Annotated in this window: 15 protein-coding genes and 1 tRNA gene; all 16 read right to left on the bottom strand. The window is 34.7% G+C overall.

The genetic code is table 11. The annotated features are described in order from the left end of the window. Positions 1-39: 39 nt before the first annotated feature. Positions 40-498, bottom strand: a complete 459-nt coding sequence (gene purE, locus N3D17_01445) for a 5-(carboxyamino)imidazole ribonucleotide mutase (GenBank protein MCX8082053.1) — start codon at positions 496-498, stop codon at positions 40-42. Then, positions 483-1643, bottom strand: coding sequence for an LL-diaminopimelate aminotransferase (locus tag N3D17_01440; GenBank protein MCX8082052.1), 1161 nt, complete (start codon positions 1641-1643; stop codon positions 483-485). Before N3D17_01440 ends, purE begins: the two co-directional genes overlap by 16 nt. Continuing rightward, positions 1636-2436 carry a 4-hydroxy-tetrahydrodipicolinate reductase gene (dapB, locus tag N3D17_01435; protein ID MCX8082051.1) on the bottom strand — a complete coding sequence of 267 codons (801 nt, stop codon included), beginning with the start codon at positions 2434-2436 and terminating at the stop codon, positions 1636-1638. Before dapB ends, N3D17_01440 begins: the two co-directional genes overlap by 8 nt. Next, positions 2437-3501, bottom strand: a complete 1065-nt coding sequence (locus tag N3D17_01430; GenBank protein MCX8082050.1) for a hypothetical protein — start codon at positions 3499-3501, stop codon at positions 2437-2439. Continuing rightward, the gene (murA, locus tag N3D17_01425; protein ID MCX8082049.1) at positions 3498-4757 is read right to left on the bottom strand and encodes a UDP-N-acetylglucosamine 1-carboxyvinyltransferase; all 1260 of its coding nucleotides are present in this window, start codon (positions 4755-4757) and stop codon (positions 3498-3500) included. Before murA ends, N3D17_01430 begins: the two co-directional genes overlap by 4 nt. Positions 4758-4811: 54 nt before the next feature. Then, positions 4812-5657: a peptide chain release factor N(5)-glutamine methyltransferase gene (gene prmC, locus N3D17_01420; GenBank protein ID MCX8082048.1), complete on the bottom strand. Its 846-nt coding sequence runs from the start codon at positions 5655-5657 to the stop codon at positions 4812-4814. A 3-nt stretch (positions 5658-5660) separates the two neighbouring features. Further along, complete coding sequence (locus tag N3D17_01415; GenBank protein ID MCX8082047.1) at positions 5661-7514, bottom strand: tetratricopeptide repeat protein; 1854 nt, start codon at positions 7512-7514, stop codon at positions 5661-5663. Further along, the gene (prfA, locus tag N3D17_01410) at positions 7511-8572 is read right to left on the bottom strand and encodes a peptide chain release factor 1 (GenBank protein MCX8082046.1); all 1062 of its coding nucleotides are present in this window, start codon (positions 8570-8572) and stop codon (positions 7511-7513) included. Before prfA ends, N3D17_01415 begins: the two co-directional genes overlap by 4 nt. Beyond that, complete coding sequence (rpmE, locus tag N3D17_01405) at positions 8559-8759, bottom strand: 50S ribosomal protein L31 (GenBank protein MCX8082045.1); 201 nt, start codon at positions 8757-8759, stop codon at positions 8559-8561. Before rpmE ends, prfA begins: the two co-directional genes overlap by 14 nt. Before the next feature lie 3 nt (positions 8760-8762). After that, the gene (locus N3D17_01400) at positions 8763-9317 is read right to left on the bottom strand and encodes a GerMN domain-containing protein (protein ID MCX8082044.1); all 555 of its coding nucleotides are present in this window, start codon (positions 9315-9317) and stop codon (positions 8763-8765) included. A 38-nt stretch (positions 9318-9355) separates the two neighbouring features. Next, positions 9356-9847 carry an OmpH family outer membrane protein gene (locus N3D17_01395; protein ID MCX8082043.1) on the bottom strand — a complete coding sequence of 164 codons (492 nt, stop codon included), beginning with the start codon at positions 9845-9847 and terminating at the stop codon, positions 9356-9358. Positions 9848-9857: 10 nt separating this feature from the next. Further along, positions 9858-11870: a hypothetical protein gene (locus N3D17_01390; protein ID MCX8082042.1), complete on the bottom strand. Its 2013-nt coding sequence runs from the start codon at positions 11868-11870 to the stop codon at positions 9858-9860. Positions 11871-11887: 17 nt separating this feature from the next. Further along, the gene (gene amrA, locus N3D17_01385) at positions 11888-12430 is read right to left on the bottom strand and encodes an AmmeMemoRadiSam system protein A (GenBank protein ID MCX8082041.1); all 543 of its coding nucleotides are present in this window, start codon (positions 12428-12430) and stop codon (positions 11888-11890) included. A gap of 35 nt (positions 12431-12465) precedes the next feature. Beyond that, positions 12466-12537: transfer RNA gene (locus tag N3D17_01380), tRNA-Met, on the bottom strand. 74 nt (positions 12538-12611) lie between these two features. Continuing rightward, complete coding sequence (gene rdgB, locus N3D17_01375) at positions 12612-13193, bottom strand: RdgB/HAM1 family non-canonical purine NTP pyrophosphatase (protein MCX8082040.1); 582 nt, start codon at positions 13191-13193, stop codon at positions 12612-12614. Continuing rightward, positions 13171-13914 (bottom strand): ribonuclease PH, encoded by a 744-nt coding sequence (gene rph / locus N3D17_01370; protein ID MCX8082039.1) that lies wholly within the window; start codon positions 13912-13914, stop codon positions 13171-13173. The genes rdgB and rph overlap by 23 nt, the downstream gene beginning before the upstream one ends. Between the last annotated feature and the right edge of the window lie 12 nt (positions 13915-13926).

Genomic DNA, 13926 nt, shown 5'->3' with positions numbered 1-13926 from the left:
TATCAAAAAGTATTTTTTAAACAATACCTGGTAGTTTATTTACTTTCCAAGAGATTCTTTATATTTTTTTAACTTTGTTTTTAGGTCTGTATCTTCTAATGCAAGTATCTGTGCTGAAAGTATTGCCGCATTTTTTACACCTGACCTTCCAATAGCCATTGTGGCTACAGGAACTCCTGAGGGCATCTGTACTATTGCCAAAAGCGCATCTATCCCTCTGATTTCACTTGTAGGCAGAGGGACCCCTATAACCGGAAGGTGTGTCTTTGCTGCAATCACACCCGGAAGATGTGCTGCCATCCCTGCGCAGGCGATAATGACTCCAAACCCATTCTCCTCTGCTTTTTGAGAAAAATCTACTACTTTATCTAACGTTCTATGCGCTGACATTACCATCACCTCATATGGAATACCAAATTCCGTAAGAATATCCTTTGCCCCTTCAATATACTCCATATCGTTTTTGCTACCGAGAACAATCGCTACTTTTTTGCCCATATTTCTTTCACCCTCCTTATCCCTTCTTTTATCTTTTCTTCAGGGACTGTTATTGAAAATCTTAAATATCCCTCTCCTGATGGACCAAAACCCACTCCTGGGGTTGCCACTATTCCTGCTTTTTCAAGAAGAAAAGAGGCAGTTTCTATAGATCTCTCTTCTATATTTAACCAGCAGTAAAAAGTTCCTTCTGGCATTTTGATTGCGAAACCGGTTTCTTTTAGACCATTTACCAGTATCTTCATCCTGTTTTTGTATATCTTTCTTAACTCTATGACACTTTTCTGACTTCCTGTAAGCGCCTCTACTCCAGCGAACTGTATTGCCTCAAAGGTTCCAGAATCAATATTTTCTTTTATTTTTGCAAGTGCAGATACAAGATTACTATTTCCACAAGCCCAGCCAATTCTCCACCCGGTCATATTGTATGTTTTTGAAAGAGAATGAAATTCTATCCCGATATCTTTTGCTCCTGGTAAAGATAGAAAACTCACAGGTTTTTTTTCAAAGTATATCTCACTATAAGCAGCATCATATACAAGTATCAGTTCGTTTTTTTTACAGAATTTAATCGTATCTATCAAAAATTCCTTTGCTGCAAAAGCAGCTGTTGGATTATTAGGATAGTTAAGGAAGAGAATCTTTGCTTTTTTAATGATACTTTCAGGTATTTTGTCAAGTTCCGGAAGAAAGTTATTTTCTGCTTTCAGTGGTATGAAATAAGGTTTTCCTTCTGCAAGTATAGTTCCGATGTGATATACAGGGTATCCTGGTTCCGGGACAAGGGATATATCTCCTGGATTTAAAAATGCCCAGGGAAAATGGGCAATACCTTCTTTGGAACCTATCAATACAGTTATTTCTTCATCTGGATTAAGTTTTACATCATAATTTTTTTTATAAAAATCAGCGATTGCTTTTCTAAAAAGCAGGGTTCCTTTTCCCAATGGGTATCTATGAAAAGATGGATTTTCAATACCCTTTTTCATCGCATCTATTATATTTTGGGGTGTGGGCAGGTCAGGGTCTCCTATACCAAAGTCAATTATGTCAACACCTTCTGAAATCATTTTCTTTTTTTTCCTATCTATTTCTGCAAATAAGTAAGGTGGAAGTTTCTGAAGCCGTTTGCTTATTTCAAACATTCATTACCTCCCGTAGTATATCTTCCATTGTATAAAACCCTGTTTTCTTATTCTTTATAAAAGACGCGGCCTTAAGTGCTCCTGATGCAAAAGCGGTTCTGTTATAACATCTATGAGAAATTTCTATAACCTCGCCACTGCCTCCAAAATATACATAATGTTCCCCTACGATATCACCTAATCTGAGAGAATGGATACCTATTTCTTCGACAGCGCGTATTCCAGTCAGTCCTGCTCTGCCATGTTTTATCACTTTTTCAGGTTTTCTGTTTAAAATATTGCATATAATATCTGCAATCTTTTTTGCAGTCCCGCTGGGAGCATCTTTTTTAAATTTGTGGTGTATTTCTGATATTTCTATCTCATATTCCTTCAGAATTTTAGCCGAAAACTTTATTATTTCAAAGAAAAGGTTTACCCCTATACTCATATTAGGTGAATAAAATACAGGTATGTCAGAAGAAGATTCCTTTAAGATTTTCATATCTTCGCTGTTGAATCCGGTCACTCCTGTTACAAAAGGTGTCTTTTTTATTTTACATTCTTTTAAATGTTCTATTGCACCTTCCGGAGTAGAAAAATCTATTACAACTTCATCTCCTTTCATAACATCAGACAAATTATCGGAGATAAATATTCCTGAAGAGTTTGTTTTACCTACGGAAGAATGGGCTTTATATTCCACACCACCTTTTACAATGAACTCTTCTTTTTTCTGTATGGCAAGCTGAATTATAAGAGAACCCATTTTCCCTTCCGCTCCGCATACAACTATTTTGGTTTTATCTTCCATTTAGGCCTCCTTACAGGCTGAAATAAATGCTTCTATATTTTCCAGTGGAACTTCCGGTTCCAATACATGGGTCGGAGCCAGGATAAGAGCACCATCATATCCTAATTCTTTTTTTCTCTGCCTTATAACATTTTTTACTTCTTCAGGAGAACTGAAAGGCATGGTTGTTTGGGTTCCGATGGTTCCATCAAAAACCAGATGCTTACCATATTCTTTTTTTATCTTTGTAATATCCATGCATTCAGGCTGTAAAGGGTTAAGTATTGTCACTCCTATTTCTATAAGTTCCGGTATAATAGTATTGATATTTCCATCACTATGATACCATATCTGGATATCCGGCTTAATTGACTTTACTGATGAATATACCTTTGCCCACCGTTCTTTTATGAATCTTCTCCACATTGTCGGTGAAAACATCAGTATATTCTGATTTGCTACATCATCTCCGGTTATTATAAAGTCAACCCCTGCAGAAGCAGCAATTGTTGCTACATTCAGATTTCTTTCCATGAACCTGTCCAGTATGTATTCACACCATTCAGGCCGTTCTATCATATCCATTAAGAATTCTTCATAGCCTCTTACCTGCCAGGCGTTTTCGTACATATGTCCTACCGAGGTACAAACAACTTTTCCGTTTTTATGTGCTTCTTCAACTTTTTCTTTCAATCCTGTTATTTGAAATCCTTCTGAAGGAGGATAAGGGAACTCTTCTATATCTTTAAATGACTTTGCATTTCTTAATGGGCTTATATAGCCAGTAAAATGATAAAATTTTGCAGGTATTTCCAGTACTCCTAACCAGTTTATATGTGAACCTTCTGGTTTTTCAATATCTGTAAAATATCTTGAAAAATCAGGTAGGGGTTGTTTCTCAATATAAAGTGGTTGTAATGCAACGGGATCATACATTCCGAAAAGTTCTTTAATATCAGCATCTTTTTCAACTCCATATTTATCTTTTATTTTTTTTATGATTTCAGGAGTAAAACTGGCATAAAAAAGAAAGTCCGAATGTGGCTGATGAGAAACTGTTGCTTTGAAAATTTCAAGTTGTGTCATCTTATTCTCCTTATATCAGCTCCTAATGCTGATAACTTTTCTTCAAATTTTTCATATCCTCTATCAAGATGATATATCCTGGCTATTTCTGTTGTTCCTTCTGCTGCAAGAGCAGCAAGAACTATTGCTGCACTTGCCCTTAAGTCAGATGCCATTGTTTTTGCACCGATAAGTTTATTCACACCTTTTATTACTGCTTTAGCCCCGTCCAAGGTAATATTCGCTCCAAGACGATTAAGTTCACCAATGTGGATAAATCTTTCTGGAAAAACCTTTTCTGTTACAGTGCTTATTCCATCTGCAAGTGTAAGAAATGCGGTCATCTGTGCCTGAATATCTGTCGGGAATCCCGGATAAGGAAGAGTAACAATATCAACCGACTTCCATTTTCTTACAGGAAATATTTTTATAAAATCATTACCTGTTTTAAAAGATACTTCTGCTTCTTCTATTTTGTCAAGAAAAGAGAAGAGATGAGATGGAATAAAATTTTTTATTGTAATTTTGCTTGAGGTAATACATCCAGCAAGTACATATGTACCGGCTTCTATCCTGTCAGGAATTATAGAGTATTCTATCCCTTTCAGTTTTTTTACCCCTTCTATTCTGATACAGTGGGACCCTTCACCATATATCTTTGCTCCCATATTTTTTAAGAATCTTGCGAGGTCTACAATTTCAGGTTCACAGGATGCAAATTCAATTATTGTCTCTCCCTCAGCCAGTACCGCAGCGCTCATTACATTGGCAGTTGCAAGAACACTTGAACCGAAATTTCCACCTAAAAATATATTTGCGCCCTTTAATTTTTTAACCTTACCTACAATATATCCTTCTTCTGTATCTATATCTACTCCAAGTTTTTTTAATCCTTTGATATGGAGGTCAATAGGTCTTGTTCCTATTACACATCCACCAGGCATAGAAAATTTTACTTTACCATATTTTGCAAGTAGCGGTCCTAAGAGACATATAGAACCACGCATTGTGCTTACAAATTCATAAGGGGCTGTAAATTTATTTATTCCTGATGGGTCTATTTCAAGGGTGTTTTTTTCATATTTAACACAGGCACCCAGATATTCAAGGATTTTTATGATTGTTCGTATATCTCTGACATCTGGCACATTATGAAGAACGGTTTTATCATTACCGAGAAGTGCGGCTGATATAATAGGTAAGGCAGCATTCTTAGAACCAGATATTTCAACACACCCTGAAAGTTTTTTACCCCCTGTTACAATGAATTTATCCATTATTACACACCTCTTGTAATGTAATTAAAAATTTTAACATTTATGATGAATTCGTCAAATCTGCTTTTTACTGAAAATTGCTATTCTGTCAATTCCTGTAAAATCTTTTACAAATTTTATCAATTCCATATCAGTTTTTATTCTTTCTATGTGTTGTCTCTGTCTATCGCCTATTTCCATCAACAAAAAACCTCTATTATTAAGAAAAGCATTAGCATATTTCAAAATCCTTTTTATTACATCGAGACCATCACTACCACCAGAAAGTGCCTTTGAAGGTTCATTCTGAACTTCTCTTGGGAGAGTTTCTATTTCAGAAGAAGGAATATAAGGTGGATTACTCACTATTATATGAAATTTTACCTTTTGGAGAGGGAAAATATCTGTCTTTAAAAATTGTATTTTGGTTTTAACTTTATACTTTTTTGCGTTATTTAAGGCAGTTTTTAACGCTTTTGCAGAGATATCTGTTGCTATGATACGACAGTTTTTTATCTCCTTCGCAATAACAATTGCAATATTTCCACAACCTGTTCCTATATCTAATATTTTTACATTTTCACCTTTGTAAAATCTTTCGTATATTTCTATCGTTTTTTCAACAAGTATTTCAGTTTCAGATCTCGGGATAAAAACACCTTTCTGTATAAAAAAATCATATCCATAAAAATTTACTCTTTTTGTAAGATATTGTAATGGAATACCTTTTGCTCTTTTTATAAGAAGATTGTTATATGATTTTATAATTTCAGTAGGAAGAATAAAATTGTCAGTATATATATAGCAGATTGGTTTATTAAGGATATAAGAAAGGATAATTTCTGCATTTTTGCGAGGTTCTTCTATGTTATTCTTCTGTAAAAAAGTGGTTGCTCTTTCAACAATATCTTTTGGGTCCATTTTTTACTTACCTGGATTTTTTGTAATGGATACAAGCACACTTGAAGCCATTTCTTTTATATCAGGATAAATACCTTCTTCACTTAAAAATTCAATTAAACCCTGCAGTTGTGGATCTGGTTTTTGAGTAATATATTCACCCAATATCTCTATAATACCTTTACGGAGGTCTATCTCTTCTCTAAGTTCTACTTCTCCATTAGGATAGTCCTGGCCGAGTCGGCTAATAAGTGTCTGTATTCCAGTAAAGTCACCTAAACGTGCGAGAGTCAGCAAATAATATATTTGCTCATTTTCTACACCAAATTCTTCCCATCCTTTCTTAATAATGGATAATCCTTGTCTATCCCTCATCTTACCGAGGGTTCTTATAAGTTTTAGTGCAAATACAACTTCATTTTTGTCTTCAGGAGTTTCTTCGTACCTTGCTATTTCTGTAGGCATTCCTGTTTCAAAACCAGGAGGACCAACTGGAACGCCAGTTCTTGGGGCTAAAGCAGTAACTGGAGTAGAACTGGTTGTCACAACAATATCTGTCCTTTTCTGTTCTCTTGCTTGCAATAACGCTTCATATCTGCTTTTTTGTTGTTGTAACTCTATAATTTGCTGGTCTGTTTTAGCAAGGTCTTCTCTTTTTTTGTTTATAGAGGTTTCTGTTTTAAGCATTTCATTCCTTATTTTTTGTATTTCCTGAATGCTTAAAGATTTATTACCTCCTGGTTGAGGTATGCCTGGAGGTACTGCGAATTCAGAAGGAAGGTCACTCATCTGTAATTTTTGCATAATTTCATTTCTTTTTTGTTCTTCCTGTGTTAACTGCATATTCAGAGCAATTTTTTGTGCTTCAAGTGTTTCTAATTTTGATGTTATATCCTTGATATTTTTTTGTGCTTCAATCCTTTCGTTTTCCCTTTTATCCAGTATTGATTTTAATGTATTTCTTAAGGTGACAATTACACTTTCGGATTTGATTTTGGAAATACTATCAAGGGCAGTAATTTTTATATCATAGAGTTCGTTTTTATCCTGAATAATTTTGAGTATAGTATCAATAGAATCAGGTGTTTCTGTTTTTCCGAGTGCCAGTATGAGATTTTTTCTTATAGCTGGTTCATTATTCTGTTTTATAATTTCTATTATGTCAGGAACCACCTTTAACAGTTCTGATTGTTCATAAGCAAGTAAGAGTGTTGATGCATTTTGTCTTGTAGTTGCTGTACCAAATTTTATCCTTTTGACAAGTTGTTCTACAGGAAGTTTTTCTTCCTTTACTCCAGTTGCCTCTCCAGGTATCATTCCAGTGAATTCAGGAGGTAATACTGCTGCTCCTGGAGGACCTGGAAATGGTTCTTGTTTTTGTTCTTCCTTTTTTTCTTCTTTCTGTTTTTTTATTTCTTCCTCCATCTTAGCCCATTTTTGCAACATCTCTCTATTTTCTAGTTGTCTCTGGATTTCTTCTTTTAACTTTCTCGCTGATTTACCCTTTATTGATGCTGGGGCAATTTCTATTACTTTATCCAGTGATTTAATCGCCTCTTCATAGTTTCCTTCTGATAAATAAAAATTAGCAATAGAATAATAGAAATCAGGATTGGTATTATCTATCTCAACGGCTTTATTATAATTGTCAAGTGCTTCTTTCTTCTTCCCTATTGCATAATACGCCTCTCCCAGATAAAAATATGCATAAGGGTCTGATGGTTTCATATCCCTGGCTTTTTCAAATGCTTTTATAGATTCTGATATTCTTTTCTGGTTAAGTAGTAATATTCCTTCTTTTATGAAGTCTGTATAGTCGGCATATAATAGAGAAAGGCACATACTAAAAAATATTATATAAATAGATATTTTTTTCATTGCAATTGCCTCCTTAATGTTTCTATTAATTCTTCCATTTCTCCTTCCATTATTCTATCAAGGTTATATAATGTAAGTCCAATTCTATGGTCTGTAAGCCGATTCTGAGGGAAATTGTAAGTTCTTATTTTTTCACTTCTCTCACCTGTTTTAACGCACTCTTTTCTTTCGGTATCAATTTTCTTTTTCATTTCTGTTTTATATAGATTTTGAAGGCGCGCTCTTAAAATCTTAAGTGCTTTAACTTTATTTTGTATCTGTGACCTTTCATCTTGACAGTTTACAACAATACCTGTTGGGATATGTGTAATTCTTACTGCTGATGACGTTTTATTTACTTTCTGTCCACCTGCTCCTGAAGACCTGAATGTATCTATTTTAATATCACCCGGGTCTATCCTGAGTTCTTTTTCTTCCATTTCAGGAAATACAGCAACTGTGGCAGCAGATGTATGAATTCTTCCATAACTTTCTGTTTTAGGTATTCTCTGAACTCTGTGAACTCCACCTTCATATTTAAAATCACTGTAAGCACCTTTACCCTTAATAAGGAAAATAATCTCTTTAAAACCGCCTTTTTCAGAACGACTTGTACTCAATATCTCTATTTCATACCCCTTTTTTTCACAGAATCTTGTATACATTCTTAGAAGGTCTTTTACAAAAAGAGATGCTTCTTCTCCACCAACCCCTGCTCTAAGTTCCATTATTGCATTTTTATAATCTTCTGGATTTTCTGGAAATAAAAACCTTTTTATTTCTGTATCTATTCTATTTTTTTCTATTAGAAGTTCTTCCTTTTCATCTTCTGCAAGTTTTCTGATTTCAGAATCATCTGTATTGAGAATCTCTATAGCATCCTGTAATTTTTTTTCTATTCTTTCCTTTTCTCTTTGAAGATTGACAATTACCTCTAATTCTTTTAATTTTTTTACAGCATCTTTAAATTCATCTGATGTAGCGCTACCAGAAGTAATTAATTTAAGGAGTTTTTCATATTCCTCTGTTATTTCATGTAGTTTGCTTTCTATAGTATCTCTTACATTATTTATTTCCATACCTTTTCTTGAATTTTTCCACTCTTCCTGTGGTATCTACAAGTTTATGTTTTCCTGTAAAAAAGGGATGGCAGTTTGAACATATCTCTACTTTAATTTCTGGTTTTGTAGAACGGGTCTTTACTATATTTCCGCATACACATACAATTGTTGATTCTCTGTATTCTGGATGTATTTTCTCTTTCATATTTTATCCTCCTGTTTCATATTTTATCTCATAGTTAAAGTTATCCCTGCCTATAGGTTTTTCTACATCTGTAATTCCCTCTCCACTAAAATACTTTATAAATTCTCCATTTATAAGTATTCTTACCTTTTCAACAGGTGGAAACTGAGTTGCAGTATAAACAATCTGTGCTAATCTGTCAGTCATAAGCATGGTTCCTCCGCCCTGTTCTATCTCTTTTGAAAAGTCAATGAATGCAATACCTCCTTCCACTTTAACATTTATAATTGATGCATTTTCCGGCATGGCAGTATTTAAACCTTGTTGTTTCTCACTGTCATCCGGTCCCTGGAGTAGAAGTTCTATCGCCATCTTTATTTTTGTCTCCAAATCCCCTGCTTTTGAAATACTTCTCTTCACAGGTGTCAGATAAGTTGTTTTGGTTTCTTCGTTATATCCCAGAAGAAAAATAAAAACAACTTTTGGACTTATAGTTTTTTTAATGAAGATAAAAACACCTGCCGTCAGTATCAGAATACAAGTTAATATGTATATTAACATTCTTTCTCTTCTGTTCATATTTTCCCTTTCTGCTTTATATACATTATACCCCAAAACTATTTCACAGGTATCATTGGCATATCCGGGACTTCTGCTTTCTTTTCCTCTGTTTTATTCTTCCTTATAGCGTTAAGGATATCTTCTGTTATATCTTTTCCACCAACAATAACCGCGCCCTTATCCACTACATATGAATATCCTTGTTTTTTAGCTAAATTTTCAATATCCTTTGTTATTTTCGCCATTGCTTCATTCTGTAACCTTATAGCAATCTGTGAAATCTCTTGTTGTATCCTCTGCTGTTGTTTTATTTTTTCTTTCTCATTCATTTTATCTACTGTTTTTTGCAGATTAGAAAGTTCCTTGTGAAAAGTTTTAACTGCTTCTTCCATTGCAGGATGTTCGTTCACTATACGGTTCATATCAACAGAAGCAATTTTAATACTTGGTTTTAGAACCTCAGATATAAGAAGTACTATCCCAAGTATTAACACAAGTCCAGCAAGCATTATCTCTACCCTTTTTTCATTCTTCCATATAGAGTTCATCTGTCCTCCTTTATTTTTCTTTAAATTCTACTACCAAGTAGCCCATATATGGCAGTAATAAAGAATTTTTATAGAAACACTTTTTACCATCTTTTTCTTTTAATAGTTTATCATCGTATGGATTTTTAAGTGGTTGAAGAAAAGTAGTAGTTGAAGGAACCTTATTCCATGGAATTTCAATTTTTACATTCATAGAATCTGTATGACCATTCAACACAACCAGTTTATCTCCATCTTCGCTGTGAAAAAACATTGGGAAAAGATAAGGTCCATTTAAAATCATGGGGAACGGGATATTTTCTTTATAAAGGTATTTTATGATGTTTTGTACTACAATCTGTCTATAAAAGTTAAACCCTCCATAAAAAATAGGTTCATATGTTACTACTGCTACTCTTCCTCCGAGAGAATTTTGATAGAGGGTAATCCCTGGTCCCAGTATCTTCTTTTCTGGAGTAATAACTTCTGTCCAGATGATTGTATCTTCTAATGGGATAAATATATTAAATTCAGGTAGGAGGTTCACTGTATTATAGATACCTTCTCTTACTCCACTTTTACGATTTTTTACAACTTCAAGGGAATAAGTAGATTCTTCTCTTGATACCGTCTTTAGATATTTAACACCGATATATTTTTCAAAACCTCTTTTACACAATATCCTTGCACTTTCTCCATCAAGAAGCATTCCTCCCTTTAACATTTCTTTTATCTCATCTTCTTCAAATGTCCAAGCGTTATTACCAAATATGAGATTTACTTTTTGCCTATCAGGAGAAGCAGGGATACCCAAAGATAACAAAAACTTCCATCCGGGTAAGGGGTCTACTACTAATCCATCCAGGGAAGTTCCTTTTTCTGTTTTTACTCTTTCCGCTGCATCTTCCTTCCACGGTATTCCCACTCCAAATAAGTTAGCTTCCTTAGAGAATTTATTAGAAATCCAGGAGAGTGACTTATAACTTCTATCAAGAAGTTCTCCGATACCTTTTTCTTCATCAACACGATTGCCTACAAAAGGGAAAAGGTTCAACAGTAGTGCATCAGAACCAAAAAACATTGCTAGTGCCATATCTGTCCATGTTTGCGTATCAGATTTGTTCCATGTAGTAAAAGAAAAATTCTCTATCTCAGGCTCAACTTCACAATAAGCGGGTCTTAATTTCTTCTGGATAGAGAGCATCATAATAGAATAAACTTTATCCTTCCCTAAACATTCACAGTATGGTGCAAAATGAGGTCTATGAACTACTTTATTTTCTATGGTAAGTATATTAAAGAGATCATACCATCTCCTCCCTTCAATACTATGAAAAGATGGATGGGAACTCATAAGTCCCATACAGGTTGTCTCTTTTGCATTCTTTTTGACCGCCTCTGTTATCTTGGATGCAACTTCTAACTGCACCTCCCTCCATACCTCCATCCATTTCCCACGCCATGGATGCGGAGAGCCAGGTTTCAGGACATTTTTTAAAATTTCTTCCCTGTTTACTTCTTTCCTAATTTTCTTATTGAATCTCTCTATTATTTCTTTTTCAAATCCACCTCCCCAGGTAAGAGGAGAATGATTGTGATACCTAAAATCATCTTCTATCCATATAACACGAAACCCGAGAGATGAAAATCTTGCATAAAGATTGTATATATACTCCTGCCAATTTTTATCGGCAAAAGAAGCAGTTGCTTTACTCTTTTCTCCATACGGAGATACCATCGGCTTAAATCTTCTATCTGGAGGAAATCTTCTACCTCTATCGGCGGGAAGTACAGTCATCCAGGGATTTAAACTGACCTTTATACCCTTTTCTTCAAGTAGTTCTTTTGCTGTCCTGACTGTTTCAAACCACATATCCTCTTCTTTCTTAGAAAGAAGACCGTTGTTCCATTCTTCTCCTGCAAAAAATAGAACCACCTCCTCTATTCTGTGTTTAAGACAGAATTCAAGTAATGCTCTTGTATCTGCCTTAACATTCTTGTTTGGAATAATCTGAAAACGAAGATGATATTTTACCTTTTCCATGTTATCCCTTCTTTTTTCTACTCAGAAAAAACTTCTGCTTGAAAAGTATAAATCTCTATATCTCTTTCTTTCCATGCATCAGGAGGTAATCCTGCTTTATACATACAAAGATTAGATAAAAACTCTTCTTTACTCCATCCAGTTTCTTCTGCTACCTGAGGGAGAAAAACACCCTGTCTGAATCCTTTTTTTATTACAACGCCATCCCTTCCTAGTACAATTTCTTCAGCATCTTTTACTTTTATAAGTGGAGTAAGCACAGAGATTTCAATTTCTATATCATTAAGTTCTTTGTAACTTACAGGAGGAAAACGAGGATCTCCTGTTGCTGACTGGATAGCCATATCTCTCACTGCCATTACAAGAGGTTCAACTCCTTCAATATAACCTATACAACCCCGTAAATCCCCATTCTTTTTTAAAGTTACAAAAACCCCTCTTTTCTCTTTCAAAACAGGGTCATCACACTCAATTGGTGGAAGTTCTTTACCTGAAAGTACATATTCAAGGGTCTCTCGTGCAATTTTTAAAAGATTTTTTTTCTGACTCTCTGTAAGCATAATAACAGATCCCTTATTTTATCAATCATCTTTAGTAGCGAGGGGGGGACTTGAACCCCCGACATACCGGGTATGAGCCGGCTGCTCTGCCACTGAGCTACCCCGCCATAATATAAACTCAAAACAATAAATCAAGTTTTAATCTGTTTAATCTTTTTAACTGGATGTCTAAAAAATTATTTTACCTCTTAAGAAGATAATCTGCAAGTTTATTGAAAGCAATTGCTCTATGGCTTATCTTGTTTTTTTCTTCCATCGTTAGTTCAGCAAATGTTTTATTTGTTTCTGGGATCTCAAATATCGGATCATATCCAAAACCATTATTCCCTCGTGGAGTAAAAGTTATGATACCATTCACTTCTCCTGTGAAAATTTTTTCTTCATTGTTGTCAATCAATGCTACTACTGCGATAAATTTTGCCTTCCTCTCTCTAATATCCTTGAAAGGTGAAAGTAAATCAAGTAATTTCTTTATATTTTTTCTGTCGTCAATCGGTTCTCCTGCAAATCTTGCAGAGAAGATTCCAGGGAGTCCATTTAATTTTTCCACAATAAGTCCTGAATCTTCTCCTGCTACAGGAGCATCTATAAATTTTTTAAGATGACGTGCTTTTATAAGAGCATTCTCTTTAAATGTCTCTCCTGTTTCTTCAGGAAAAACAATATCTTCAGGTGCGGGCTTAACCTTTATCCCTGTATTTTTCAGTATATCTTGTATTTCTAATACCTTGTTTATATTTTTAGTTGCCAAGTAAAAGTTCAATATCATCTTTCAAAATCTCTTTTTGTATATCTATAATCTTTTTAATTCCCTCACTGGCTATCCGTAATAAATCCATCATGTCTTTTTCTGTGAAGGGATATCCTTCAGCGGTTCCCTGTATCTCTACAAATTCTCCTTTCCCAGTCATTACAACATTAAAATCAACACTTGCTTCTGAGTCCTCATTATAGTCAAGGTCGAGTAGTTTATTGCCATAAACAATGCCGGTACTTACTGCTGCAAGATAATCACGGAGTAAAGGGATTTTTATAAGTCGTGCTTTTTTTAATTTTGAAAGTGCTTCTACGAGAGCGATAAAACCACCTGTTATTGAAGCAGCCCTTGTACCTCCATCTGCCTGGATGACATCGCAGTCAACCATTATGGTCCTTTCTCCTATTTTTTTCATATCAAGGATAGCTCTTAAAGACCTGCCTATCATTCTTTGTATTTCTTGACTCCTGCCTGTAAGGTTGGAGCTTCTTGCTACTCTTTCACTTGTAGAAGCAGGAAGCAAGGAATATTCTGCAGTTAACCATCCACTATCAGTTCCCTTCAAAAAAAGCGGGACTTTATCTTCAACATTGACAGCACATAATACCTTTGTATCGCCTATTTCTATCATACATGACCCTAACGCATATTTGAGAATACCTTTAGATACTTTCATTTCTCTGATTTCTTCAAAATTTCTTCCACCCCTTCTTTTTATTTCAACCATATAGCTCCTTTC

It is taken from the genome of bacterium (assembly GCA_026414725.1).
In the GTDB taxonomy this organism is placed as follows: domain Bacteria; phylum Ratteibacteria; class UBA8468; order B48-G9; family JAFGKM01; genus JAAYXZ01.
The sequence above is the reverse complement of the archived record's forward strand: the minus strand, read 5'-3'. Positions and strand labels throughout refer to the sequence as shown.

Coding starts and splice junctions, on each gene's coding strand:
- prmC (MCX8082048.1), bottom strand. CDS start 5,657: ATGGACCCAAAAGATATTGTTGAAAGAGCAACCACTTTTTTACAGAAG.
- murA (MCX8082049.1), bottom strand. CDS start 4,757: ATGGATAAATTCATTGTAACAGGGGGTAAAAAACTTTCAGGGTGTGTT.
- prfA (MCX8082046.1), bottom strand. CDS start 8,572: ATGGAAATAAATAATGTAAGAGATACTATAGAAAGCAAACTACATGAA.
- N3D17_01400 (MCX8082044.1), bottom strand. CDS start 9,317: ATGAACAGAAGAGAAAGAATGTTAATATACATATTAACTTGTATTCTG.
- N3D17_01430 (MCX8082050.1), bottom strand. CDS start 3,501: ATGACACAACTTGAAATTTTCAAAGCAACAGTTTCTCATCAGCCACAT.
- N3D17_01395 (MCX8082043.1), bottom strand. CDS start 9,847: ATGAACTCTATATGGAAGAATGAAAAAAGGGTAGAGATAATGCTTGCT.
- rpmE (MCX8082045.1), bottom strand. CDS start 8,759: ATGAAAGAGAAAATACATCCAGAATACAGAGAATCAACAATTGTATGT.
- amrA (MCX8082041.1), bottom strand. CDS start 12,430: ATGCTTACAGAGAGTCAGAAAAAAAATCTTTTAAAAATTGCACGAGAG.
- purE (MCX8082053.1), bottom strand. CDS start 498: ATGGGCAAAAAAGTAGCGATTGTTCTCGGTAGCAAAAACGATATGGAG.
- N3D17_01440 (MCX8082052.1), bottom strand. CDS start 1,643: ATGTTTGAAATAAGCAAACGGCTTCAGAAACTTCCACCTTACTTATTT.
- rph (MCX8082039.1), bottom strand. CDS start 13,914: ATGGTTGAAATAAAAAGAAGGGGTGGAAGAAATTTTGAAGAAATCAGA.
- dapB (MCX8082051.1), bottom strand. CDS start 2,436: ATGGAAGATAAAACCAAAATAGTTGTATGCGGAGCGGAAGGGAAAATG.
- N3D17_01390 (MCX8082042.1), bottom strand. CDS start 11,870: ATGGAAAAGGTAAAATATCATCTTCGTTTTCAGATTATTCCAAACAAG.
- N3D17_01415 (MCX8082047.1), bottom strand. CDS start 7,514: ATGAAAAAAATATCTATTTATATAATATTTTTTAGTATGTGCCTTTCT.